Origin of the sequence: Methylotuvimicrobium buryatense 5G, assembly GCF_000341735.1 — a bacterium.
Lineage (GTDB): Bacteria > Pseudomonadota > Gammaproteobacteria > Methylococcales > Methylomonadaceae > Methylotuvimicrobium > Methylotuvimicrobium buryatense.
On record NZ_KB455575.1, the window covers coordinates 4,813,475 to 4,837,279 of the forward strand.

Genomic DNA, 23,805 nt, shown 5'->3' on the forward strand with positions numbered 1-23,805 from the left:
TGTGGGAGCGATCCCCAGATCGCGATTTCGAAGTCGGGAACGTTGGGCGACAAAAAATGGTATCGAGGCCTCATTGGCTAAGATTGCAAAACGGTAATTCTTGACTTATGTATAACGATGAGAGCTGGAGCTTGGGAAAGAGCGTGATGGGGGTTGGCCGTGCTATTGAAAAAGATATGCGATGCGTAGCATCAAACGTTAAAAAAGTTTTATTTATTAAGTTGAGTGGGTTGGAGACTATCCTTGGATAAAAATATGAAAATTCTCATTGTGGATGATTTTTCGACGATGAGACGTATTATAAAAAACTTGCTGAGGGACTTGGGTTTTACTAATACGGCCGAAGCCGATGACGGTAAAACCGCTCTGCCGAGACTAAAATCCGGAGGCATCGATTTTTTAGTGACCGACTGGAATATGCCGGGCATGTCCGGATTGGATTTACTGAAGGCCGTTCGAGCCGACCCGGATCTTGCCTCGTTGCCGGTTTTAATGGTTACGGCCGAAGCTAAGCGCGAACAGATTATTATGGCGGCTCAAGCAGGCGTCAATGGATATATCATCAAGCCGTTTACCGCCGCGACGCTCAAAGAAAAAATCGAAAAAATCTTTGAACGCATAGACAATTAGCTCTGAGGGGATTGAATGACCGATAAAGATCGCCTCAGTCAGGTTAAAAACCTGCTTAAGGCATTGGAGGAAGGAGACGAGCAAACGGCCGACAGAATTCTCGATGAAATAGCCGGGGTCCGCGAGAGCCAGTTATTTATTGAAGTGGGTCGGTTAACCCGGCAATTGCACGATGCCATGGTGCATTTTTCCGTGGATTCGAAAATCACCGAGATTGCCGCGCAGGAAATTCCGGATGCGAAGGAAAGACTGCGTTATGTCATTACAATGACCGAGCAAGCTGCGGATCAAACTTTGACCGTTGTCGAGGATATCGTCCCGGTTGCGCGAATGCTCAATGAGCAAGCCACAAAACTTGCCGAAAACTGGGAACGTTTTCTGATTCGAAAAATGCCCTTCGAAGAGTTTAAGGGCATGAGCCAGGAAATCACCGAGTATTTCAATGAGTCGGTTAAATCTCTGGAAATTATGCAAAACGGGCTCAACGATATTTTAATGGCTCAAGGATTCCAGGATATTACCGGACAAATCATCAGGCGCGTGATTGCGATGGTCGAAGACTTGGAAAACGGCATGGTCGATTTAATCCGTTTATCAAGCGCTAAAGCGGCTTCGAGAGAGGCGGCTATGTCGAGCGTCGAATTGCCCGGGCCGGTCGTGCCCGGTGTCGACGATAAACACAGCGAGGTGGCGACTAGCCAAGACGATGTCGACGATTTGCTATCCAGTTTGGGCTTTTGAGGATTGAATTATGGCGATTGATCTGGATGACGAAATTTTACAGGACTTTCTAGTCGAATCCGGTGAAATAATCGAATTATTGGGCGAGCAGTTGGTTCAACTCGAGCAAATGCCCGATGATTACGATTTGCTCAATGCCATATTTAGAGGTTTTCATACCGTCAAAGGCGGTGCCGGTTTTTTAGCGATAGACCCTCTGGTTGAAATTTGCCATAAAGCCGAGGATGTCTTTAATGTGCTTCGACAAGGCGATAGAAAAGTCGATCCTAAATTAATGGACGTCGTGCTTCAGGTGTTGGATATTGTTAACGAAATGTTCGGTCAGATTCGTGTTGGACAAGAGCCCCAACCGGCGTCGCAGACATTGCTGAACAAGCTTCAGACTTTTACGTTGCCCGGCAAAGCCGTCGAAGCCGAAGCGCTCGAACAATGGCGCGCGGAAGAACAAGAACAAGAGCCATCGCCTATTGCCGACGCCGATGAAATCGATATTGTCGAGAAAGAGTTCGAATCGATGCTGAACATGGCCGGCGAGGAATCCGCAGGGAATGCCGAAAATTCAAGCTCCGATGAAATCACCGAAGAAGAGTTTGAGCAATTACTCGACACTTTGCATGGTAAAGGCGCTTCGCCGACCTCGCCAAAAATAACGCAGAGCGAATCGCAATCGGCTTCGGCTGCCGATGAAATTACCGAAGATGAATTCGAGCAACTACTCGATGCATTACATGGCAAAGGCGGTTCGCCGACATCGCCCAAATCCGATCGAAGCGAAACCGCATCGAATGCAGAAGTCGAATCGGAAAACGCCGAAAAGGTATCGATGCCTGCCGACAAATCGGCGCCGGCGGCTTCGGATTCCGATGAAATTACCGAAGACGAATTCGAAAATTTGCTCGATCAATTGCATGGTAAAGGGCAGTTCAATCCTTCGGTAATTGCCGAAATCGGCGTTCAAGTTCCAAAGGCGACGGAAAAGAAACCTGCCGTCGAATCCGTTTCCGACAATAAAGACAAGCCGCCGCCTGCTGCTAAGCCGTCGCCCGCTATTAAGGAAATAGAGCGGCATGAGACTAAAGATCAAAAGCCCGCCGTTTCAAAAGCCGCTCCGGCGTCAACTCCGCAAGTCGAAACCACGGTCCGGGTCGATACTCAGGTACTCGACGATATCATGAATATGGTCGGTGAATTGGTGTTGGTCAGAAATCGATTGCAGACGCTTAAATCGGCATCCGATAGCGACGATCAGATGACCAAAGCCATTGCCAATCTGGACGTTGTGACAGCCGATTTGCAATTAGCGGTCATGAAAACCCGAATGCAACCGATTAAAAAAGTATTCGGTCGTTTTCCGCGCGTGGTCCGGGATTTGGCGCGTAGCCTGAATAAACAGATAAGGCTCGAATTGGTTGGAGAAGAAACCGATCTCGACAAGAACTTGGTCGAGGCTTTGGCCGATCCGTTGGTGCATTTAGTAAGAAATTCGGTCGATCATGGTATCGAAAGCCCGGAAGAGCGGGCAGAGGCGGGTAAGCCCGTCGAAGGAGTGGTAGTGTTGACCGCTTCGCAGCAAGGCGATCATATCGAGCTATCGATAAAGGATGATGGCAAAGGCATGAATGCCAATGCATTGCGGGCCAAGGTCGTCGAAAAGGGCTTAATGGATGCCGAGACTGCCGCTCGACTGGATCAGCGTGAATGTTTTAATTTAATTTTCATGCCCGGATTTTCGACTAAAACGGAGATTTCCGATGTTTCGGGGCGGGGTGTCGGAATGGATGTCGTAAAGACCCGCATTTCTCAAATGAACGGTACCGTCGAAGTCGATTCAAAGGAAGGCGTCGGTACCACGATTACCATCAAGGTGCCTTTGACGCTTGCGATCATGCCGACGTTGATGGTCAAGCTGGCCGATCAAGCCTTCGCATTACCGTTGGGTAGCGTGTTGGAAATTCTCGATCTGGATCTGCGTGTGACCAATGTCGTGGACGGACAGCAGGTCGTTATGGTCCGAAACAAAGCCCTGCCGCTGTTTTATCTCGGAGAATGGCTCGTGCAGGACCCGAATTATGTACTCAATAAACAAGTTTCCGCGCATGTCGTCGTGGTCAATGCCGGTGGCCGTCAAGTCGGTTTTGTCGTGGATCAATTAATTGGTCAAGAAGAAGTTGTCATTAAGGCTTTGGGCGCGAAACTGCAAGGCTTGGACGGACTTTCGGGGGCGACGATTACCGGTGACGGGCGCATTGCACTGATTCTCGACGTGCCCGGTTTAATGAAGCGATATGCGTGTTAATAATGATACCCATCGTAGATCAAAATTCGGCACCGGGGCGCCCGTCAAAGGACGCCGTAAATACATCCATGTAGGCTCTATGCCAGCATCCATGCTGGCAAAGCCTTTGTCGAGCACCCCGGTGCCTTCTTAGGCTCTGCCGAAATATGAAGCACGAAAGGTATAGAAGTTCATGGCCGTTAAGGTATTGATAGTCGACGATTCCGGATTTATTTGTAAAAGAATCAAGGAAATTCTTGAGGAGTCTAAAGATAGCGAGGGACGCGCCGAATTTGAGGTAATAGGTATTGCCAATAACGGTTTGCAAGCGATTAGGCTGACGGCTGCCTTGTCGCCCGATGTCATAACGATGGATATCGAGATGCCGTTGATGGACGGCATTACTGCGGTTAAGCGCATTATGGCGGAAACGCCGACCCCTATTTTGATGTTTTCGGCGATGACTCAGGTAGGTGCGCAAGCGACATTGGATGCCTTGCATGCCGGCGCGGTGGATTTTTTACCTAAGCGCCTGGATGAGATCGATGCCGACCGAGAAACGGCCAAACGCTTGCTCCGGCGAAGGGTACGCATGGTTGCCTTGCAAACCGGAAAAATAAAAACAAAAAGCAGCGTAGCGCTGACTAAGGATAAAATCGAACTAGCTGAAACATCGCTCGAAAAACCGACTAAGCACGAGGTTCAGCAAACAGCGAAACAATTCGGCGCATTACGCATTATGGTAATTGCCGCCTCGACCGGCGGTCCTGTTGCGGTGCAGAAAGTGTTAAGCCAAGTTCCGCAGTCATGCCCGTTGCCTGTGATCATTGTTCAACACATGCCGCAAAATTTCACGGCCAGTTTTGCAGAGCGGTTGGATCAATTATGCCGCATTAGAGTTAGGGAAGCACGCGATGGCGATACCTTAGAGCCGGGAACGGCGTTGGTTGCGGCGGGAGGAATGCAATTGGAACTGAAAGGCTCCGGCGTGCGTAAGTCGATTGTTCTGAGGCCGAAAATAGCCGGAGAAATTTACAGCCCATGTGCCGATATTACATTGGCTTCGGTCGCTCGGCATTTTCACGATGCCGTGTTGGCGGTGGTCTTAACCGGTATGGGGTCGGATGGTAAAGAAGGTGCGCGCAAACTCAAGCAAGCCGGTTCGATAGTTTGGGCGCAAAACGAAGAAAGTTGCACGATATACGGTATGCCTAAAGCGGTTATCGATGCAGGCTTGGCCGATAATGTTTACAGTCTCGATGAAATAGGTCGGCAATTGAGCCGGATTACCTAATGGATTATCTAAGTCTCATTGGCGTCGTGTTAGGTTTCGTGGCGATCGTCGGCGGTACGATAATGGACGGCGGGCATGCCGAAGCGCTATTAAACGGACCGGCTTTACTGATCGTTTTAGGCGGTACGTTAGGGGCTACATTGTTGCAATTTCCGCCGACGGTATTCTTACGAGGGCTTAATATCAGTTTATGGATATTCAAGCCCCGAAAACAAGTGCTTGAGCAACAAGTTAACAAAATGGTCGAATGGAGCGCGTTGGCCAGAAAAGAAGGCCTGCTGGGTCTGGAATCGGTTCTCGATACTGAAATCGATCCGTTCGCACTCAAGGGTCTACAGCTTTTAGTCGACGGTAGCGAACCGGAAGTGATTCGGGATTGTATGGAATTAGAGATTAATACCAGGGAGCTTAGCGATTTACAGGCGGCTAGAGTATTCGAAGCCATGGGCGGTTATTCGCCCACGATCGGTATTCTCGGCGCAGTGATCGGTCTCATTCATGTCATGAAAAATCTGGCCGAGCCGGGTTTGCTGGGATCCGGCATTGCAACGGCGTTTGTTGCGACGATCTATGGCGTTGGCTTTGCCAATCTGATTTTTTTGCCGGTTGCAAACAAATTGAAGATGCAAATTTTGACAATGTCGCAAGCTAGGGAATTATTGGTTGAGGGTATCGTAGCAATCGCCGAGGGAGAAAATCCAAAAAATATCGAATTGAAATTATCCGGTTTTTTAATTGAAGGTCGGGATTAGCTCGGAGGGTCTGATGCGGCGCAAAAAGAAAGAATTGGCCGAACCTGAAAATCATGAGCGATGGCTGATTTCCTATGCCGATTTTATTACCTTGTTATTTGCGTTTTTTGTCGTGATGTATTCGATCTCGTCGGTCAATGAGGGTAAATATAAGACACTGTCCGACTCGTTGGGCGAGGCTTTTTCGAAAAGGCAATCGCAATCGGCGATTTCCGGTAGAGAAGGCACTCCCTTTACCGTGGTGCAGCCGATTCAAATCGGGGAAGAGCCGATGACCGTTCAGCCGGTCGAGTTACCTCATCCGACTTTGGAAGAGGTTGAAAAAAAACATGAGCTTAGTGAGGAAATCCTACGTGAGCGGCGCAATTTGATCGAGGCGTCCGAACAAATGTCGGAAGTCTTGGCGCCATTTATCGAAAAGGATTTGGTGGCGGTTAAAAAACATGACTTTTGGATTGAGCTAGAAATGAATAGCGAGCTGTTATTCGCGAGCGGCGAGGCTGAGTTATCGCCAAAAGCGTTACCGGTTTTGAAAAAAGTTTCGGAAATTGTCAGACGTATGCCGAATGTCATCAATGTCGAAGGGCATACCGATACGGTCCCGATTAGTACCGTTAAATTCCCATCTAATTGGGAATTGTCTTCGGCGCGCGCGACTAGCGTAGTAAGGGAATTCGTCAATGAGGGGATAGCGCCGTCACGATTATCGGCGGTCGGCTATGGAGAATTTCATCCGATAGCCGATAACAGTAGCGAAGCAGGTCGATTTCAAAATAGAAGGGTTGTGGTGGTGTTGATGTCGCATGCTTTTGCCCGTTACGGCGCTAATGACGAAGAAAGAGCGAAATTACTGAATATCACACCGGTTACCGAAGCTGAAATAAACAATACTCAAGGTTCTCCATAGTGGTGGGGTAATTACCTTCCTCGTTCCCACCGCTCCGGCGGCCAAGGTATGGGTTCCCGCGGAAGACCGTGAGAACCGGAAAATCTTCGTGAACCGAGTTTTTTGCGGTGTAGCTAATGAATTTAGGTTGAAAGGCATTTTATGAAGGTCTGGACGGTATCCAATCAGAAAGGCGGTGTAGGCAAAACGACGACTGTCGTTACGCTTGGCGGTCTATTGTCTTCCTGGGGGTTTCGTACGTTATTGGTCGATCTCGATCCGCACGGTGCATTGACGAGTTATTTCAAAATGAATCCCGATGAAGTCAAGGCCAGCGTATACAATCTTTTTCATGATGCCAGTTTGAAAAAGAAAAACGCAGGGCCCGAGCCTTATATCGTAAAAACCAAATTCGACGGTTTGTTTGTGTTGCCGGCCGCGACCGCGATTGCGACATTGGACCGGCAAGTCGCATCGATGGGCGGCATGGGATTGGTAGTCAACAATGCCTTAGTCAAAGTAGCCGACCGGTACGATTACGTTATTATCGATAGTCCGCCAATGCTCGGTGTGTTGATGATCAATGCACTGGCTGCGTGTCAGCAATTAATCATGCCTGTCTTAGCCGAATTTTTAGCCGTCAAAGGGCTCGAGCGCATGATGCATACGCTCGATATGGTTTATAAATCACGTACCCATGCGCCTCGATACACGATTGTACCGACGATGTTCGATAAACGAACGCGCGCCGCACAAGAAAGCCTTAGAGTATTAAAACAGCAATATCCGGATTATCTTTGGAATTCGATCATACCGATCGATACAAAAATCAGGGATGCCAGCACGCAAGGTATACCGCTATCGATTTATTGGCCGGAATCGAAAGCCGTGGAAGCCTACTCGGCCCTGCTGGATTGCTTGTTATTGCATGATAACCAGCCAGTCAAAGAAGCGGCGACAGTTTAATGACGGGTTTCTACAATAACAATTTGGATGTCGAGCAACAGATTATTCATCAGGAGTTGGCGCTCGACAGTTATTTGAAAACCTTGCTGGAGGAAATGCCGACGGAAGAATCTGAAGTGATTATGCCATCGGTGCCTGAGATCAAAGCGTCCGTGCCGAAAATGCGCGTCGAATCGAAAATAAAGGAAAAAAGCGAGACCGTTGCCAAAATGCCGGCTTTGGTTGAACTACAATTGGTTCCAAAACCTACCATGCCGCTTGCTGTGATGCCGACATGGGCGCAATATGAATTCCAAGCCTTATTTTTTAGAATTGGCCAGCTCATTCTGGCAACTCCTTTGGTCGAATTATCCAGAGCCATTAAATTCGATAAGAGGATCACTAAAATCCCTGGGCAACCCTCGTGGTTTATTGGTTTGCTGGAAGACCAGGAGCGAAAAATCGGTATTCTCGATTCCGGACAATTGATTTTAGGGAAAGGTTATGCGAATAAACGAGATTTAATCGAACAGCCTTTTAAAAGCATGTTAATTACCCAGGACGGCAATTGGGGCTTGGCTTGCGACGAACTCTTGTCGATCGGTAAAGTGCGCCCCGAGCAAGTTCGTTGGAGAACTAACCGTAAGCAGCGGCCATGGTTGATCGGAACGGTAATCGAAGAGTTGACCGCCGTGATCGATGTCAAACAGCTGACGCCGCGAAGAAAGGTAAAAAGGTGAAAGGTGAAAGGTGAAAGGTTAAAGGTTAAAGGTTAAAGGTTAAAGGTTAAAGGTTAAAGGTTAAAGGTTAAAGGTTAAAGGTTAAAGGTTAAAGGTTAAAGGTTATCGTTCCCACGCTCCAGCGTGGGAACGCAGCCCTGGACGCTCCAGCGTCCAGTGACGACAAGAAAGATAGGAAAAAGCCGCAATACGAAGGTACCTTGGCAGGAAGGGATTTACTCCCTTTATGCTCAAAAATTAGCTAACTTCATGAAGGTATGGGGTGTGGCTAGCGAGGATGTCGGCAGCAGGGGTCTGCCGTCAAGCCCCCATGGATGGGTTTACCCAGCACCTAAATTCCATAGTCCATTGGCTATGATAACTATCTGGGATAATTTAGGTGCTGGGCGAACGGCTTCCTCGACAGGGATACCCCGCGCTCTAAATCCAGTGAGAATGCTCAAACTGGGAATTGCTGCTTGTGGAGTGGTACGTTGTGCTTAACTATAATCTTTAAATTTCGTGATTTTCGTGGACAAAATTCTTTTTATAGAGTGAAGGGTTAGTAGTTGGGCGGATACGGTTTGCAAAAAATAATAACTTTGAATAATGAAGCGGTGATCGCGAATGAGTGAATTCGATACGAAACAAAACAATCCGGTGATGCAATGGGTAACCTTTCGTCTCGGTGATGAAAAGTACGGCATCAATGTCATGCAAGTGCAGGAGGTGCTGCGGGTTGCAGAAATCGCTCCGGTTCCGGGTGCGCCGTCTTATGTGCTGGGCATCATTAACTTGCGAGGCAATGTCGTTACCGTGATCGATACGCGTAATCGATTCGGTTTAATGTCGAAGGAGACCGATGATAATTCGCGCATTGTCATAATCGAAACCGAATCGCATATTATCGGTATTTTGGTCGATAGCGTTGCCGAAGTCGTCGAGTTGAGATCATCCGATATTGAAACGGCTCCGAACGTCGGCAATGAAGATACTTCTAGGTATATTCAAGGGGTGACTAGCCGAGATAATGAATTATTGATTCTAGTCGACCTAAATAAGTTTTTAAGCGATGAAGAGAAAGCGGAATTGGATATGTTTTGAAGTTAATCGTAACTTGAAACAGCAACTTCCTTGAGCCGCGGCTAAGAGAGGCGGTCATGATCGAAATACAACCGATAGTACCGACATATCCGGTTATTAAACCGGCTAAAGTCACTAATGATGAAGATCGGCCGGATAAGAAAAAACAACAAAACGAGCAGGAAAAGGGTTCTGAATCGGAGCAGCAAGACGATACAGGGCCTGCTCAGCATATCGACGAAGTTGTTTGATGAATGAGATTTTATATGCCGGTCTTGCCGTACTGAGCGTTATGTCGATTTTGCTGGTATGGTTAACAGTCGATCATATTAAGCTTAAGCGCAGCTATCGAGCCTTGTCCGAACACCTGAATAATCATAATTTGGATATTGTCGGTTTATGTTCGGCATCGGTCGGTGTCGATAACCGATTAGCCGAGACTGCTGAATTACTCAAGGAATTGAACGAAAAAATCAACGACTTTGAACAAAGAGAGGAAGAAGCGAAGCCTTATCACGCGATCATTCAAAAGGTGCGAAGCGGCGCAGATGCGGCTGAATTGATTCAAAAATTCGGAATTAGTCGTGATGAGGCCGTATTATTGATTCGGTTGCATGGGGCTAAATAAAAGGCATTTTGTCGACGAAACGCGCGAAAATATTTAATTAGTCGTAGGGTACGCATCGCGTACCTTTTTTATTCCGGGGAATTCCGGAAGGCGTGCGCAATGGTACGCGGTGCATTCTTCACGCGGGGCGGGTTATTCAATCCGCCCCAAACGTTTTGACTTGCTCAGGATACGGTCGAACCGTTAAGAACGGGATTGCAAGCCCCGTCCTGCTAAGCTCTGTGATAGTACGGCCATGGATGACGGGCTGAGATATACCCTTTGCTAGTCAAATTTCGGCGTCGGGGTGCCCGTCAAAGGACGCCGTGAATACGTCCATGTAGGCTCTATGACAGCATCCATGCTGCCAAAGCCTTTGCCGAACACCCCGGCGCCTCCATACGCTAATGCCGAAATTTGAAGTGCGATAGGTATACAACCGTCTACTCCGAATGTCGGCAATTCCTGCCGACATTCTCGCCAAACGCACCGATCGTTTTAACTTTATTGAACTTTGATCAGTTCAACATCGAATATGAGTGTGGCATTAGGGCCGATCGCGCGACCGGCGCCGCGTTCGCCATAAGCCAAATCTGAGGGTATGTAAAAACGGTACTTAGCGCCTTCCTTCATTAATTGCAGTCCCTCGGTCCAACCGGCAATGACTCGGTTTAACGGAAATGTGGCCGGCTCGCCTCTGCCATAGGAACTGTCGAATTCTTCGCCGCTAATTGTTGTGCCTTTGTAATGAACGGTTACATTATCGGAGGCTTTTGGGGTGGCGCCGCTTCCTTCGCTCAAAACTTCATATTGAAGGCCGCTCGCTGTGGTTTTTATGCCTGCTTTTTTGGCGTTTTCGGCAAGAAAGGCTTCGCCTGCTTCTTTATTTTCCTGTGGGGTGGTCGCATTGGCCATTGAGAACATCGTAAATCCTATAATTATAGCGGTAAAAACTGAAAAAACACGGATATGCAGTTTAGTCACAGATTTTTTCCTCCTGTCGTGAGTTATAAGGAAGTGTATCCATTTATGGAGAAGTTGCGAGAAAAAGTCAATAAGCTTGAACTCTTAATCCCAATATATAGTAGCTAATCCTTCTAGCTCAGATGTGAGTATGTTAGCGCCTTCTATCTCCAATACCGGTTTGTCCTTTTTTTTCCGGTGATGCCGCTTGTTCGCAACTACGAACAAGCGGCATAGTTTACCAAAAAAACCAGCTCTTGCTTTCAAATTCGTTCCGGCATGAATTTAATTGCGAATCGTAAATACGGGCTTTGCGGTCGACTTTTTCTGCAACTTTTAATAACCAAGGTTTTTGCAAAAACGTTTGACGCCGGAATCCCGTATGACCTTCGTGATAGGCCAGGTATAGTTGCCGAGCGTTCGATTTAGCTAGTCCGAGCCTTTTATGGCTCATGTGATTGTACCAACCGACAAAATCGACCGCATCGGCAAAGTCGTCGCGGTCGGCTCTCCAGCGACGGTTATATTTTATATAGTCGCCCCAAGTGGCGTCCAATGCTTGAGCATATCCATAGGCACTACTTTTTCTAAACCAAGGGATGAATCCCAATAACTTCCGTCTTGGCGGCGCGGCATCGGCAACGAAGCGAGATTCTTGATGTATGATCGCCATTTGGACAGGAATAGGGACCCCCCATTTTTGATAAGAGGTTTTTGCGTGTTTGTACCAGTTGCTTTTTTCTCTGAAAGTTTCGCAAATGTTTTCAGTGTTTTTTGGCGGAGCAGTGGTGCAGGCTTGTAAAATAAGAAACGAGATAGCCGTTAAAATTATTTTTAACGATCGAATGGATAGCAGCATAAAAAAATAGACAATCAAATTCTGAAAGACGAGATTCGAAGCGAAAAATGAAAATAATAGTCTACACTAGTCATTATTTAATTTAATTATAAGAGCACAAGGCTTGCCCTTTACGATTTGGAAATACAAAATAGCGCTGTTTATTTTCCGGTTATTGTCAGCAATTTAAGGGTAATTATTCACACACCCCTATCGTTCCCACGCTCCGGCGTGGGAATGAAGATCGAGACGCTCTAGCGTCTCGTACCGCTGGAGCGGTACTCAGGCGTTCCCACGCAGAGCGTGGGAACGATAATTTCCGGGGGACTGAATAGTTACATTTAAGACATTGCCGAAATTTGAAGAGCGAAAGGAATAGATATCGGTTTCTTTCGGCTCCATAGCTTCAATAGCGAAAGTCGTACAAAAATGTAATGAATGTAATATAGGTTAACAATGCCATACGAAAAACGCCACTATCGGAAAAAACTGACCTCCCATGGATTAATTTACCTGGATGGGGACGAACTTCCGATTACCTTGAGCAACATCTCGATCACAGGTCTTTTGGCTGAATTGGAAGATCATGAACGAATTAATGATGTTGAAGGCTTGTTCAAAACAGTAAAGATATCGCCTATCGTCGATATCTACCTGCAAGAAATGCGACTTGCCGGCGAAGCCGAAATTGTTCGAGCCGATATGATCGATGGTCGGATTTATTTGGCGTTGGATTTTAGAAATGTCGAGCACGATGTAGAAAATTTGTTTTATGTAAGACATGCCTACAGGAAAAAATTAGAGGCGCCAGGGCTCATAATCCTTAACGGCCATAATTATCATTTCAACACGATTAATGTATCGGTAGACGGCTTAATGGTTACGTTACCTGAGCGAATTGACGTGGAACCGGGGGCAATCGCCGCGTTCAACTTCAAAAGACTCGACCTGCTCGGCGAAGTTAAGGTCGTATGGGTGACTTATCAGGACGGGAATACCCTATTAGGTTTGGAATACAATTACTTGGAAAAAACCTTTGTTGAAGGTATTCCGAGATTCTCCCCCCGCAATCCGGGCGTGGTTAAAGGATAGTTGAAGGATATCCTGCAAACGGATGGTCGGCTCAAACTTTTCATGTTTGAGCAGCTTTGCGCAATAATCAAAAATACTTGCTAGAGCCATTATCAAACGGCTTGCGTCGCCCCCAAAACTCCTCGGCCATGTTCATGGCGCGTTCTTGACTGTCTGCTTTACCTAGCAGCTTCAAAGCGATCGCCGTGGTACCGATAACGGCCGCTTCGCCGTATTCGTCCTCGATATCGCCTTGCCAGACTGCAGCGAGCTGCTTAGGATCGAGCGTTTCTGATTTAACATGGCGGCGTTCGAACATTCTCGGCCATTCCTCATCGTATAATTCGCCATGCTTAACGCTTTGTACTAGGCAATCGGCGTCGGGATTGCGTTCGACTTCGCCGCTTTCGCCTTTGAATACCGCGACATGAAGGTCGTTTAATAACAAAGCGGCTTCTTGATGCACCGGGCGGTAACCCGGGTGAAAAATCGCCTGAATGCTGTGTTTGACATTAAAAGGATTCAACATTCTGGCGAGCGTGTGTACCGGGGAGCGCAAGCCCATGATCGGACGCAATTCGATGATTTCATGAAGTTTCGGGCAGAAGTATTCCAGCGGCAAATAACTGAAGCTCCGCTCTTCGAGTTGTTGTCGCGCTTCTTGTAAAGAGGCGGCGTGCTCGATGCCGAGGTATTTCAGAGCATCCTGCGTATAAATCCGACCTTCGGTATGACCGCCGGCGCCGTGCATGAAGACTTTGACGCCATTTTCCGCGAGCAATAATGCCGACAACAAAAACCAGGGGAGGTGGCGTCGTTTGCCGGCGTAGGAAGACCAATCCAGGTCGGCGGGACAAGTGTTGCCGGTTTGGCTAAAAGTTTCGCGCGCGGCTTGAATGAAGCCGGCCAGCTCTTCAGGGGTTTCTTCTTTAACCCGCATCAGCATCAAAAATGCGCCTAATTGCACGGGTAGCACTGCGCCGGCCAAAATCATGCGCATCGCTTGATAGGCCTCTTCTCGAGTCAGCGGGCGCGAGCCTTTTTTGCCTTTACCGAGAATGCGGATATATTCAGCGAAAGGATGTTCTTGTGTTGTCATGGCGGATTACAATCCAACTACGATATAGTGATCGATCAATAACGCGGCAAACATCAGCATTAAATAAATAATCGAAAAACCGAATGTTTTCATTGCCGTTCTGTCGTCTTTGTGTCGCATCATCAAAATAGCATAATAAATAAAGCCGAGGCCGAGAGGAATTGCGGCGAAGAGATAAATCAGCCCGCTCATGCCGGTTAAATAAGGCAGCAATGTCACTAATAAGAGCAGCACTGTATACAGTAATATTTGCAGTCTGGTGAATTCGGGACCGTGTGTAACCGGTAACATCGGAATTTTAACTTTGGCGTATTCTTCGCGCCTGGCAATCGCCAGAGCCCAAAAATGCGGCGGTGTCCAAACGAAAATAATCAAAAACAAAAGCAACGAATAAGGGTGAACTTCGCCGGTCATCGCGCACCAGCCCAAAACCGGAGGTGCTGCGCCGGCCGCGCCTCCGATCACGATGTTTTGCGGCGTCATGCGTTTTAAATACACGGTATAGATAATGGCATAACCGATTAGCGACAATAAGGTTAAAAATGCGGTCAGCGGATTAACCAAGAAGCCTAATAAAAGCATCGATAATAAGCCGAGCAGCGATGCGAAAACGATGACATTCATTGAGTCCAACGAGCCTTTCGGCAATGGGCGGTTTTGCGTTCTACCCATTAGAGCGTCGGCATTCTGATCGAGATAGTGATTAACGGCCGCGGCGGATGAGGCGGCGAGTCCGATACCAACGGTGCTGTAAATCAAAGTGTCGATGGGCGGTATGCCCGGCACGGCCAGCAACATGCCGACCACGGCAGTAAAAACGATTAAGGCAACTACTTTGGGTTTGCACAGTTCAAGATAGTCACGCCAGGAGAGCAGGGCGGATGGGTTAGTCATTATCGAAAATATTCCAACATTTATATTAAGATATACTTCGCGCGGTCACATTTTCGGCTTTTATGGCAATGCTATTTTGTTTGGTAGCAAGGCGCGAAAACAGGCGCATAGCAAGCTATGTAACTGTTTTCGCAACGCAGCTACCGGACAAAAGAGCGCGTCAGAAAGCCGAAAATGTGACCGCGCGAAGTATAGAATACAGTGAACTATTGATTTATCAAATAGTCGGACGCGTTAACCTTACTACAGAGAGGATGTTATGAAGTTGCAAATTGCGAGTGCGGTATTATCCGGCATGTTCTTGTTGCCGGCACAAGCGGCGGTTAAAGTACACGAACGGATTTTAGACAATGGTTTGAAAATCCTGGTCAAAGAGGATCACCGCTCGCCAGTCGCGGTTTCCCAAGTCTGGTACAAAGTCGGTTCCAGCTACGAGCCCGGCGGCATTACCGGCATTTCTCATATGCTCGAACACATGATGTTCAAGGGTACCGACGAGCTCAAACCCGGCGAATTTTCCCGAATCATCGCGGCCAACGGCGGCAACGAAAACGCTTTTACCGGTCGCGATTATACGGCTTATTTCCAGACGATGGAAAAATCCCGTTTAGAAGTCAGCTTCAAACTGGAAGCCGATCGGATGCGTAATCTCAAGCTACTGGATGAGGAATTACAAAAAGAACTGCAAGTCGTTTACGAAGAGCGTCGGATGCGCACCGACGATAAGCCTCGATCCAAAACCCAGGAGCATTTCGCCGCACTGGCTTATTCGAACAGCCCCTACAAAAATCCGATTATCGGCTGGCCGACGGACATAGAGAACTACACGATTGCCGATCTCGAGGCATGGTATCAAAAATGGTATGCGCCGAATAACGCCACATTGGTCGTCATCGGCGATGTCGAACCGAAAACGGTGTTCGCATTGGCCGAAAAATATTTCGGACCGCTCAAGCCCAGCGATATCAAGCCGGTCAAACCGCAAACCGAAGTCGAGCAACTTGGCATACGGCGCATGATCGTCAATTTGCCCGATAAATTGCCGTATCTGGTCATGGGTTATAAAGTCCCGGTGCTGAACACGGCCGAACACGAGTGGGAAGCCTACGCATTGGAAGTGATGGCGGGCATTTTGGACGGTGGCAGTAGTGCGCGCTTGGAGTCCGGGTTGGTCAGGGGCAAACAGATCGCGGTGGCGGCAGGGGCCGGCTATAACTTGAGTTCCAGACTCGATGAGTTGTTCATGTTTGACGCGACGCCCGCACAAGGGAAGAGTCACCAAGAATTAGAAGCGGCCTTAAAGGAAGAAATCGAAAAACTCAAGTATGAGTTGGTGCAACCGGAAGAATTGCAGCGTATTAAAGCGCAGGTGCTCGCGAATGCTACCTACGAGCGCGATTCGATGTTTTATCAAGGCATGCAACTGGGTATCAATGAAACCGTCGGTTTAGGTTGGCAAAAAGCCGACGAATATGTCGACAAAGTCAATCAGGTAACCGCCGAACAAGTGCGCGAGGTCGCTAAAAAATATTTTACCGATAACAACCTGAGCGTGGCCTATTTAGTGCCGCAACCGATCGCTGAACAAACCGGCAATGAAAAACTTAAGGAGAGCAAATAATGCGTATCGCTTTGATCAGTCTGTTATTGATACTGACAGGACAGTCCGCTTGGGCGGCAACAAACATTGAACACTGGACAACGAAACTGGGGGCTAGAGTGTATTTCGTACCCGCTCCGAATCTGCCGATGGCCGATATCCGGGTCACTTTCGATGCCGGCAGTGCGCGTGACGGTCAGCAATTCGGGATCGCTGCGTTGACTTCAGGATTATTAGATACCGGTGCCGGCGATTGGAATGCCGACCAGATTGCACAGCGTTTCGAAAGCGTCGGCGCCCGTTTCGGAACCGGCGTATCCCGCGATATGGCTTGGTTGTCGTTACGGACTTTGACCGAGCCGAAACTATTCGACAAAGCGGTCGATACGATGCAAACCATCCTGACTCAACCGCGTTTCGAGGAAGCCGATTTTCAGCGCGAAAAACAGCGCACGCTGGCCGGTTTAAAGCACCGAGAATCTTCGCCGTCAACCTTGGCCGATATTGCCTTTTATAAAGCGGTTTATGGACAGCATCCCTATGCGCATCCGAGCGCCGGCGAAATTGAGACCGTCGAACCCTTGAAAGCGGAGGATCTTAAGAACTTTTATCGTCAGTACTATGTGGCGGCCAATGCGATGGTGGCCATCGTCGGCGATTTGAGCCGAAAACAAGCCGAACAAACTGCCGAGCAATTATTGGCGACATTACCTGCCGGACAGAAACCCGCCGAATTGCCGGAAGTGGCGATGCCCAAGCAAGGCCGCCGCGAACATATCACTTTTCCTTCCGCGCAAACCCATGTCATGAGCGGTCTGCCGGGAACGTACCGCAATGACGACGACTATTTCGCGTTATATGTCGGCAATCATATTCTTGGCGGCGGCATGCTGGTTTCGAGATTATTCGAGGAAGTCCGGGAAAAACGCGGACTAGCGTATAACACTTACAGCTATTTTGCACCGATGTACCGCAAAGGGCCTTTTGCGATGGGTCTGCAAACGCGGACCGATCAAGCCGACAAAGCGTTGGAAGTCTTGAATCAAACCTTGACCGAATTCATCAAGGACGGGCCGACCGAGGAAGAGCTCACCGCAGCAAAACAAAACATCACGGGCGGTTTCGTCATGCGTTTCGATACCAATAGCAAAATGATTGGTTATGTTGAAATGATAGGATTTTACGGTCTGCCGCTCGACTACTTGGATACCTTCCAGGAAAAGGTGAATGCAGTGACCGTCGAGGCGATCAAGGACGCTTTTCAGCGGCGAGTCGATTCCGAATTGTTGCAAACGATTACCGTCGGCGAAGCGCAATAAATCCGTGCAAAACAAGCTAAGAATCATCGCCGGCGAATGGCGCGGTCGCAATCTACGGTTTACCGACGCACCGGGACTGCGCCCGACGCCGGCCAGAGTTCGGGAAACCTTGTTCAATTGGTTGAGAGGCGATATTTTTGGCAGCCGTTGCCTGGATCTCTATTCAGGCAGCGGCGCGCTGGGTTTCGAGGCGGCGTCGCGAGGCGCAAAATCGGTCGTGCAGGTCGAAAGTAATCCGCAGGCTTGTCGGCATCTAAAAGAAAATACCGTTGTTTTATCCACCGACCGAATCAAAATCGTCAATCAGGATGTCTTCCGCTACTTGGCCGGCGACGCCGAATCGTTCGACCTGGTCTTTCTCGATCCGCCTTTCGGCAAAGGTCTCGCGGTACAAACCTGTCAATGGCTCGAAGATAAAGGCTGGTTGTCCGCGCGGGCTAAAATCTACCTTGAAACGGAAACCGGGCTCGATCTCACCGGCATGCCCGAAAACTGGCGACTTCTGAAAGATAAAACGGCCGGCGAGGTCGCGTATCGGTTATACGAACGGTTTACTGAATAAGATTTCCTGATTATATATAAGTTTCAACGCTCGCTGCTTCATGCTCTTCATGGTTATTTCGCTATATTGAATACTTTCAAAGTCTCTCCATCTCGGTGGTATTAATCGTATTAGGATTCGGTCGTAAATAACTTTCCTATTTATACCCATCGCACTTCAAATTTCGGCATTGACGCATGGAGGCGCTGGGGTGTTCGGCAAAGGCTTTGGCAGCATGGATGCTGTCATAGAGCCTACATGGACGTATTCACGGCGTCCTTTGACGGGCACCCCGACGCCGAAATTTGACTAGCAAAGGGTATATTTCTCGACTGGCGTCCAATATCGAAAATCATTGATATCAAGCAAGCGGGTAAAGCATCCTGATTCTGGGTTGAAATAGCATATCTTCGATTTATTAAACTTTATTCAAAGCAATATTCAAAGCAAAGCAATCATGTCTGAACTCAACGAAACATCTATGAAGCGTCCTGTTCAACAGGTTTTAAAACGAATTTTTTCCATCCTGGCGGCGCTATTGGGTATCGGACTGATTTTATGGCTCGATAGCTGGTTCATGAATCATTCGGACATGCCGTCATTGAGTCGAGACATGGGCTATGGTTTATTGTTCGTCGTCGGTTTTTTGACCAGTTTTCATTGCGTCGGAATGTGCGGGCCGCTGATTGTCGGTTATTCGGCCAAAAGCGCAGCACAAGGACACAAGTCGCATTGGGCGCATTTGCTGTACGGCATCGGCAAGACTCTGTCATATACCGCCATTGGCGCTCTGTTCGGCGCTTTCGGTGCTGTCGTCGCCTTCACGCCGTATACGCAGGGGGCGGTCGGTGTCGCGGCCGGGATTTTTTTGATTTTGTTCGGCTTACATATGCTGGATTGGTTTCCTTCATTGAGCCACTTCCGTATCAAAACCCCTGGTTTTGTGATGCGTTTCATCGGCAAGGAATACCGCAAGCATAGTAATCCTTTCGTCATTGGACTTCTGAACGGTTTGATGATTATTTGCGGACCTCTGCAGGCAATGTATGTCATGGCGGCCGGCACCGGCAGTTGGACAGAAGGCGCGGTATTGTTGTTTTTTTTCGGCCTCGGCACGCTGCCTTTATTGATGGGCTTCGGGTTTCTGACCAGCTTGTTGTCGGTGAATTTGACGCCGAAGTTGCTGAAAGCATCCGGCGCGATTGTGATGGCGTTGGGTGCAATTATGTTGAATCGAGGCTTGGCGGTTACCGGTACCGGCATGGATTTCAATACGATGTTGGCGCGGGCTTCGCTGCATTTTTCGCCGGTTGTTGCCGAGACTCAAGAATTCCCGACTGAACAGATTATTCATATGGACGTGCTGAGGAGCGGTTTTTCGCCCAATCAATTTACTTTGCGTAAAGGCATACCGGTTAAATGGGTCATCGATGGCAAGGAGTTGACGGCGTGTAATAACGCGATCGTCGTGCCCCAATACGGATTGGAAGTCAAGTTGCAGCAAGGCGAACAAACGGTCGAATTTACGCCACCGGAAAGCGGTGTCGTGCCGTGGAGTTGTTGGATGGGCATGATACCCGGAACTTTTATCGTCGTGGATCAGGCCGCCGTCTCGGCTGAGACCGAGCAGGGCAGGGCGGCGGTCGTCTATCAAACGATTCGAAGCAATATGGTTTCAGCCTGGCACGAGGTGAAGCTATTTTTCAAAAACGATCAGCCTGATCATTGATTTATGCTGCAATGGATTCGAAGCCGGAGTTTTATTTGCGACAATTATTTTATACCCGTCGTAGATCAAAATTCGGCGCCTAGGTGTCCGCCAAAGGACGCCGTGAATACGTCCATGTAGGCTCTATGCCGGCTCCATGCTGGCAAAGCCTTTGTCGGACAACCCGGCGCCTCCTCGGGCACTGCCGAAATTTGAAGTGCTAAAGGTATATGTATAAGATCCTAACATACTCCCTTTTGACTTAAAAACCGCCTAAGAATAAAAGCAGCAATTCCTAGTTTGAGCAGTTTCGCCGATTTTAGGGTGTGGGGTATGCTTGTCGAGGAACGCCGTAAACCCATCCATGGGGGCTTGGCGGCAGCTCCCTGCTGCCGACATCCTCGCCAAGCATATCCCACACCCTTTTTGATCTCCAAATTGGGAATTGCTGGAATAAAAGGCATGGGATATGTCTATCGAGGACCGCCGTAAACACATCCATGGGGGCTTGACGGCAGATCTCCCTGTTGCCGACATCCTCGCTAGCCACAGCCCATACCTTCATAAAGCTAACCATTTTTTGAGTACAAAGGGAGTAATAAAACCGCAATCGTTGCCGAAGTACAAAAATACGTGTGATTTATAAAGTATGTGAAATGACCTATTAAACTGTGTTAAATAACGCAGTTAATTTTTAACGTTAGAGTTTTTTTGTAGCTAGCGATTCGCTCAACGCATTGAAAAAATTGGGCTAGGCAAAGAATGTTCGATAGTAATAAAAAAGGGCATAGAAAATGCCTTTATAAAGTGCCGATCAGTTATTATCCTAAGATTTTTGGTAAAAATTGTTTTAAAACTTATACTTAACTCCAATTTCCGGGGCTGTTTTAGTGTGTCAGGAGGTATCGGATCTTTGAAGCTATATGAGCATCGGTTCTGCAGCGAGTCTCCAGGTATTTCGGTTTCCTGTATATCCCGGCAAGCGCAAGTCAAGTCAAGTCAAGTCAATCCAGTTCTGATCGATGGTGTGCGATAAAAGCACGGTGAATACATTTGTTTCCAATTTGATCGCCATAATGAATGCTTAATTTTGAAATAGTGTCGTTCCTATTTTTTGTTGGGCGCCTCATTTTTTAATTACGCTGAAGTACATTTAACGAGCCTATCTTTTGAGTCTTATGAAGTTTAAAAAATCTATTTCCGCAAATTTAATCGCTATACCTATAACGCTTCTGGCTTCTCAACCTTTAATTGCCCAGGAGGCGGAGAAAGACGAAGAGAAACAGCCGAAAAAAGAAACCGTCGAACTCGAACGCATGGAGATTCGCGGCGAGATCATTCGTCCGAACATGACCGGCGTGTTGCCGGAGCAGGGCGGTATTAATGATGCTGCACATTTGCTGATGCGTGTGCCAGGTGGTAATGTCAACGGGCTCGGCCCCTTGTCCGGAATTGCCCAATATCGGGGATTGTTCGGCGACAGAGTCAATGTCGATTTCAAGGGCATGAACTACAAGCCGGCTTGTACTAATTCCATGGATGCACCGTTGAGTCATGTGCCGGCGGCTATGACCAGTCTGTTGAAAGTTTATCGAGGCATTGCTCCGGTTAGCAGCGGTATCGAAACGATCGGCGGCGCGATCGTTCAGGAAACAAAGCGTCCGGAGTTTACTGAGGATGGCGAGTTGTACGATTGGACCGGTAAATTTTCGGCGGGCTACAATAGTGCCAACGACGGCTGGTATGGCGCCTTATATAATGGCGTGGCGACCGCGAATCATCGTTTACATGCATACGGTAGTAAGGAATTCGGTAACGATTTCAGATATCCGGGCGGTAAAAACGTGCCTACCCGCCATGACCGCGAAGCGGCCGAAGTCGGCTACGGCTTCCGTTACGAAGAGCATGTCGTCGATGTCGATTTTAACTATAACCATACCCGTCCGACCGGTACACCTGCGTTGCCGATGGATATCATTCTATCCGAAGGCGGCATATTGACCACGAGCTATTCGGGACGAATCAACGATGTTGTCGGCATCAAAGCGGCTTATAACTACCAGGATATTCGGCATACGATGAATAACTTTAGCCTGAGGCGGCCGCCGGTTACCGGAAAACGTTTGTCGACCAATGAAGCGGACGGTTTCGGTTACCGACTGGCGATCGATTTTCCGCTATTGTCGGGTCTAATGACGGTCGGGGCCGACGGAGATAATGCCAATCATGATGCATTGGTGACAAATCCAGATGTTCCGGACTTTTTCATTCAGAATTTTTATGGCGCCGAGCGAGATCGTTACGGTTTTTTTGCTGAATGGAATGTTTCGCCGGTTCAAGATTGGACTGTTGAGTTGGGTGCTCGCGTCAATCACATCGAAATGAATAGTCGCAATATTTCGACGAGCATGACATCGATTCCGAATCCAGTTATGCGCGGACATTGGCAAACCATTGTTAACGACTTTAATAATCAGAGTCGTGAAAAAACCGATTTCAATTATGATTTGACGGGTATTATTCGCCACAACTTGACGGATGAATTGGAAGTGGAGTTGGGCTTCGCTCGTAAGACTCGTTCACCGAGTTATCAGGAACGCTACCTATGGGCGCCGTTCGAAGCGACCGGTGGCTTGGCAGATGGCTATCGCTATATAGGCGACTTGAACGTGAGTCCTGAAAAATCCTATCAAGGCGAACTAGGCATTACTTGGCGAAAAGGTTCGTTTTATTTTGCGCCGCGGGCATTTTATCGTTACGTTGACGACTATATTCAAGGCGTGCGCGCCACCAATGCATCGGCCATTGCGATATCTAATGCACAAGATGCTGCGGCCGGGATTCCGCCGGCTCAAAGAATGCCTTTATTGCAATATGCGAATATCGATGCGATTCTTTATGGGACCGATGTCGAAGCCGGTTTTCGCTTAATGGATAATTGGCGGGTCGACGGCATAATCAGTTATGTCAAGGGCGACCGGGCCGATGCCGACGATAATCTTTACCGTATCGCGCCCCTAAATGGTTTGGTTTCATTGTTTTATGACGACGAGAGATGGAGTCTTGGAACTGAGGTCGTCGGTTATTGGCGTCAAGGGGACGTTTCGAAGTTTAATGAAGAGCCTAAAACATCCGGTTATGCATTATGGAATATTCGCGGCCAGGCGGAACTCTATAAAGGGTTACAGGTTGGCGCGGGTGTCGAAAACCTGCTCGATAAAGAATATCGTGTGCATCTGAACGGCTTGAACCGCGCAGCGAATAATATCGAAAACGGTACGAACATAGGCGACCGCTTGCCCGGCATTGGTCGTAATGTTTATGTAACGTTGTCGTATGAATGGTAAGCATAATATCTGTATACCAACCGTTCGGCTTTTATAGATATAGCACTTCGAAATAGCGGAGAAGCGGAGCGAATATCCTCGTTATCTTCTGTTTGCTCGAATCTGCTCCCTATTATATACCCATCGTAGATCGAAATTCGGCACCGAGGTGTTAGTAAAAGGACGCAGTGAATACGTCTATGTAGGTCCCTCATCTAGCTTAGGTGAGGGACCGGGCACTCCAAAGCGCCAACTTAGTGCCTATTCTATGGTGCGTTTATGGCTTTATTCGTCATATCGGTATGGGTTGTCGATACCCATGTTGCATGGAAGTGGTGCTACGCATTGCCAACCGTGGCCCTGGATTCCGCCAATCCCTGGCGGAATGACGCGTTCCTTCCTTAAGTTGGCGCTTATGACCGGGCACCCCGGCGCCTCCTTAAGCAATGCCGAAATTTGAAGTGCGAAAGGTATAATTGAAAAGTTTGTGAAACTCTGCTTGGCCGGCGGCTGT

At 48.2% G+C, this 23,805-nt stretch carries 21 protein-coding genes; 17 read left to right on the plus strand and 4 right to left on the minus strand.

From position 1 onward, the window contains the following. Nucleotides 1-255 precede the first annotated feature (255 nt). From cheY to METBU_RS0121875, 11 genes are all read left to right on the plus strand, one after another. The gene (gene cheY / locus METBU_RS0121825; RefSeq protein WP_175421695.1) at nucleotides 256-630 is read left to right on the plus strand and encodes a chemotaxis response regulator CheY; all 375 of its coding nucleotides are present in this window, start codon (nucleotides 256-258) and stop codon (nucleotides 628-630) included. A gap of 15 nt (nucleotides 631-645) precedes the next feature. Then, the gene (locus tag METBU_RS0121830; RefSeq protein WP_017842643.1) at nucleotides 646-1,371 is read left to right on the plus strand and encodes a protein phosphatase CheZ; all 726 of its coding nucleotides are present in this window, start codon (nucleotides 646-648) and stop codon (nucleotides 1,369-1,371) included. Nucleotides 1,372-1,381: 10 nt separating this feature from the next. Beyond that, nucleotides 1,382-3,667 (plus strand): chemotaxis protein CheA, encoded by a 2,286-nt coding sequence (locus METBU_RS0121835; RefSeq protein ID WP_017842644.1) that lies wholly within the window; start codon nucleotides 1,382-1,384, stop codon nucleotides 3,665-3,667. 172 nt (nucleotides 3,668-3,839) lie between these two features. Then, nucleotides 3,840-4,940, plus strand: a complete 1,101-nt coding sequence (locus tag METBU_RS0121840; protein ID WP_017842645.1) for a protein-glutamate methylesterase/protein-glutamine glutaminase — start codon at nucleotides 3,840-3,842, stop codon at nucleotides 4,938-4,940. Further along, a complete protein-coding gene (locus METBU_RS0121845; RefSeq protein WP_017842646.1) occupies nucleotides 4,940-5,692 on the plus strand; it encodes a flagellar motor protein in 753 nt (250 codons plus the stop codon). Before METBU_RS0121840 ends, METBU_RS0121845 begins: the two co-directional genes overlap by 1 nt. A gap of 13 nt (nucleotides 5,693-5,705) precedes the next feature. Next, nucleotides 5,706-6,599 carry a flagellar motor protein MotD gene (gene motD, locus METBU_RS0121850; protein WP_017842647.1) on the plus strand — a complete coding sequence of 298 codons (894 nt, stop codon included), beginning with the start codon at nucleotides 5,706-5,708 and terminating at the stop codon, nucleotides 6,597-6,599. 141 nt (nucleotides 6,600-6,740) lie between these two features. Further along, nucleotides 6,741-7,544 carry a ParA family protein gene (locus tag METBU_RS0121855; RefSeq protein ID WP_017842648.1) on the plus strand — a complete coding sequence of 268 codons (804 nt, stop codon included), beginning with the start codon at nucleotides 6,741-6,743 and terminating at the stop codon, nucleotides 7,542-7,544. Next, on the plus strand, nucleotides 7,544-8,263 hold the full coding sequence (locus METBU_RS0121860) for a chemotaxis protein CheW (RefSeq protein ID WP_017842649.1): 720 nt from the start codon (nucleotides 7,544-7,546) through the stop codon (nucleotides 8,261-8,263). The genes METBU_RS0121855 and METBU_RS0121860 overlap by 1 nt, the downstream gene beginning before the upstream one ends. 606 nt (nucleotides 8,264-8,869) lie before the next feature. Then, nucleotides 8,870-9,346 carry a chemotaxis protein CheW gene (locus METBU_RS0121865; RefSeq protein WP_017842650.1) on the plus strand — a complete coding sequence of 159 codons (477 nt, stop codon included), beginning with the start codon at nucleotides 8,870-8,872 and terminating at the stop codon, nucleotides 9,344-9,346. A gap of 56 nt (nucleotides 9,347-9,402) precedes the next feature. Then, nucleotides 9,403-9,576, plus strand: a complete 174-nt coding sequence (locus METBU_RS28335; protein WP_017842651.1) for a hypothetical protein — start codon at nucleotides 9,403-9,405, stop codon at nucleotides 9,574-9,576. Beyond that, nucleotides 9,576-9,953, plus strand: coding sequence for a DUF2802 domain-containing protein (locus METBU_RS0121875; RefSeq protein WP_017842652.1), 378 nt, complete (start codon nucleotides 9,576-9,578; stop codon nucleotides 9,951-9,953). Before METBU_RS28335 ends, METBU_RS0121875 begins: the two co-directional genes overlap by 1 nt. Before the next feature lie 483 nt (nucleotides 9,954-10,436). Here METBU_RS0121875 and METBU_RS0121880 read toward each other — a convergent pair whose 3' ends face one another. Continuing rightward, complete coding sequence (locus tag METBU_RS0121880) at nucleotides 10,437-10,856, minus strand: FKBP-type peptidyl-prolyl cis-trans isomerase (RefSeq protein ID WP_175421729.1); 420 nt, start codon at nucleotides 10,854-10,856, stop codon at nucleotides 10,437-10,439. A 277-nt stretch (nucleotides 10,857-11,133) separates the two neighbouring features. Further along, on the minus strand, nucleotides 11,134-11,754 hold the full coding sequence (locus tag METBU_RS0121885; RefSeq protein ID WP_017842654.1) for a transglycosylase SLT domain-containing protein: 621 nt from the start codon (nucleotides 11,752-11,754) through the stop codon (nucleotides 11,134-11,136). Between the two features lie 435 nt (nucleotides 11,755-12,189). Between METBU_RS0121885 and METBU_RS0121890 the strand changes: the two genes are divergently transcribed. After that, the gene (locus tag METBU_RS0121890; RefSeq protein ID WP_017842655.1) at nucleotides 12,190-12,825 is read left to right on the plus strand and encodes a PilZ domain-containing protein; all 636 of its coding nucleotides are present in this window, start codon (nucleotides 12,190-12,192) and stop codon (nucleotides 12,823-12,825) included. A 67-nt stretch (nucleotides 12,826-12,892) separates the two neighbouring features. Here the strand turns inward: METBU_RS0121890 and METBU_RS0121895 are convergent, their stop codons facing one another. Beyond that, nucleotides 12,893-13,903 carry a glycosyl transferase family protein gene (locus METBU_RS0121895; RefSeq protein ID WP_017842656.1) on the minus strand — a complete coding sequence of 337 codons (1,011 nt, stop codon included), beginning with the start codon at nucleotides 13,901-13,903 and terminating at the stop codon, nucleotides 12,893-12,895. A 6-nt stretch (nucleotides 13,904-13,909) separates the two neighbouring features. Further along, nucleotides 13,910-14,800: a heme o synthase gene (gene cyoE / locus METBU_RS0121900; protein ID WP_412768473.1), complete on the minus strand. Its 891-nt coding sequence runs from the start codon at nucleotides 14,798-14,800 to the stop codon at nucleotides 13,910-13,912. 256 nt (nucleotides 14,801-15,056) lie between these two features. Here cyoE and METBU_RS24970 point away from each other — a divergent pair, with 256 nt between their 5' ends. The 5 genes from METBU_RS24970 to METBU_RS0121935 all read left to right on the plus strand — a co-directional run bounded on the left by METBU_RS24970 (nucleotide 15,057) and on the right by METBU_RS0121935 (nucleotide 23,312). Further along, the gene (locus METBU_RS24970) at nucleotides 15,057-16,418 is read left to right on the plus strand and encodes a M16 family metallopeptidase (protein ID WP_017842658.1); all 1,362 of its coding nucleotides are present in this window, start codon (nucleotides 15,057-15,059) and stop codon (nucleotides 16,416-16,418) included. Further along, nucleotides 16,418-17,716 carry a M16 family metallopeptidase gene (locus METBU_RS0121910; RefSeq protein ID WP_017842659.1) on the plus strand — a complete coding sequence of 433 codons (1,299 nt, stop codon included), beginning with the start codon at nucleotides 16,418-16,420 and terminating at the stop codon, nucleotides 17,714-17,716. The genes METBU_RS24970 and METBU_RS0121910 overlap by 1 nt, the downstream gene beginning before the upstream one ends. Before the next feature lie 4 nt (nucleotides 17,717-17,720). After that, a complete protein-coding gene (gene rsmD / locus METBU_RS0121915; RefSeq protein WP_017842660.1) occupies nucleotides 17,721-18,278 on the plus strand; it encodes a 16S rRNA (guanine(966)-N(2))-methyltransferase RsmD in 558 nt (185 codons plus the stop codon). Nucleotides 18,279-18,714: 436 nt separating this feature from the next. Continuing rightward, the gene (locus METBU_RS24975; protein WP_235726437.1) at nucleotides 18,715-19,986 is read left to right on the plus strand and encodes a sulfite exporter TauE/SafE family protein; all 1,272 of its coding nucleotides are present in this window, start codon (nucleotides 18,715-18,717) and stop codon (nucleotides 19,984-19,986) included. Between the two features lie 1,157 nt (nucleotides 19,987-21,143). Further along, nucleotides 21,144-23,312, plus strand: coding sequence for a TonB-dependent receptor plug domain-containing protein (locus METBU_RS0121935; protein WP_017842664.1), 2,169 nt, complete (start codon nucleotides 21,144-21,146; stop codon nucleotides 23,310-23,312). Nucleotides 23,313-23,805: the final 493 nt, after the last annotated feature.

Bases quoted from the DNA above. Each gene is read 5' to 3' on its own strand.
- cheY (WP_175421695.1), top strand. From the start codon at position 256: ATGAAAATTCTCATTGTGGATGATTTTTCGACGATGAGACGTATTATA.
- METBU_RS0121830 (WP_017842643.1), top strand. From the start codon at position 646: ATGACCGATAAAGATCGCCTCAGTCAGGTTAAAAACCTGCTTAAGGCA.
- METBU_RS0121835 (WP_017842644.1), top strand. From the start codon at position 1,382: ATGGCGATTGATCTGGATGACGAAATTTTACAGGACTTTCTAGTCGAA.
- METBU_RS0121840 (WP_017842645.1), top strand. From the start codon at position 3,840: ATGGCCGTTAAGGTATTGATAGTCGACGATTCCGGATTTATTTGTAAA.
- METBU_RS0121845 (WP_017842646.1), top strand. From the start codon at position 4,940: ATGGATTATCTAAGTCTCATTGGCGTCGTGTTAGGTTTCGTGGCGATC.
- motD (WP_017842647.1), top strand. From the start codon at position 5,706: ATGCGGCGCAAAAAGAAAGAATTGGCCGAACCTGAAAATCATGAGCGA.
- METBU_RS0121855 (WP_017842648.1), top strand. From the start codon at position 6,741: ATGAAGGTCTGGACGGTATCCAATCAGAAAGGCGGTGTAGGCAAAACG.
- METBU_RS0121860 (WP_017842649.1), top strand. From the start codon at position 7,544: ATGACGGGTTTCTACAATAACAATTTGGATGTCGAGCAACAGATTATT.
- METBU_RS0121865 (WP_017842650.1), top strand. From the start codon at position 8,870: ATGAGTGAATTCGATACGAAACAAAACAATCCGGTGATGCAATGGGTA.
- METBU_RS28335 (WP_017842651.1), top strand. From the start codon at position 9,403: ATGATCGAAATACAACCGATAGTACCGACATATCCGGTTATTAAACCG.
- METBU_RS0121875 (WP_017842652.1), top strand. From the start codon at position 9,576: ATGAATGAGATTTTATATGCCGGTCTTGCCGTACTGAGCGTTATGTCG.
- METBU_RS0121880 (WP_175421729.1), bottom strand. From the start codon at position 10,856: ATGTTCTCAATGGCCAATGCGACCACCCCACAGGAAAATAAAGAAGCA.
- METBU_RS0121885 (WP_017842654.1), bottom strand. From the start codon at position 11,754: ATGCTGCTATCCATTCGATCGTTAAAAATAATTTTAACGGCTATCTCG.
- METBU_RS0121890 (WP_017842655.1), top strand. From the start codon at position 12,190: ATGCCATACGAAAAACGCCACTATCGGAAAAAACTGACCTCCCATGGA.
- METBU_RS0121895 (WP_017842656.1), bottom strand. From the start codon at position 13,903: ATGACAACACAAGAACATCCTTTCGCTGAATATATCCGCATTCTCGGT.
- METBU_RS24970 (WP_017842658.1), top strand. From the start codon at position 15,057: ATGAAGTTGCAAATTGCGAGTGCGGTATTATCCGGCATGTTCTTGTTG.
- METBU_RS0121910 (WP_017842659.1), top strand. From the start codon at position 16,418: ATGCGTATCGCTTTGATCAGTCTGTTATTGATACTGACAGGACAGTCC.
- METBU_RS24975 (WP_235726437.1), top strand. From the start codon at position 18,715: ATGTCTGAACTCAACGAAACATCTATGAAGCGTCCTGTTCAACAGGTT.
- METBU_RS0121935 (WP_017842664.1), top strand. From the start codon at position 21,144: ATGAAGTTTAAAAAATCTATTTCCGCAAATTTAATCGCTATACCTATA.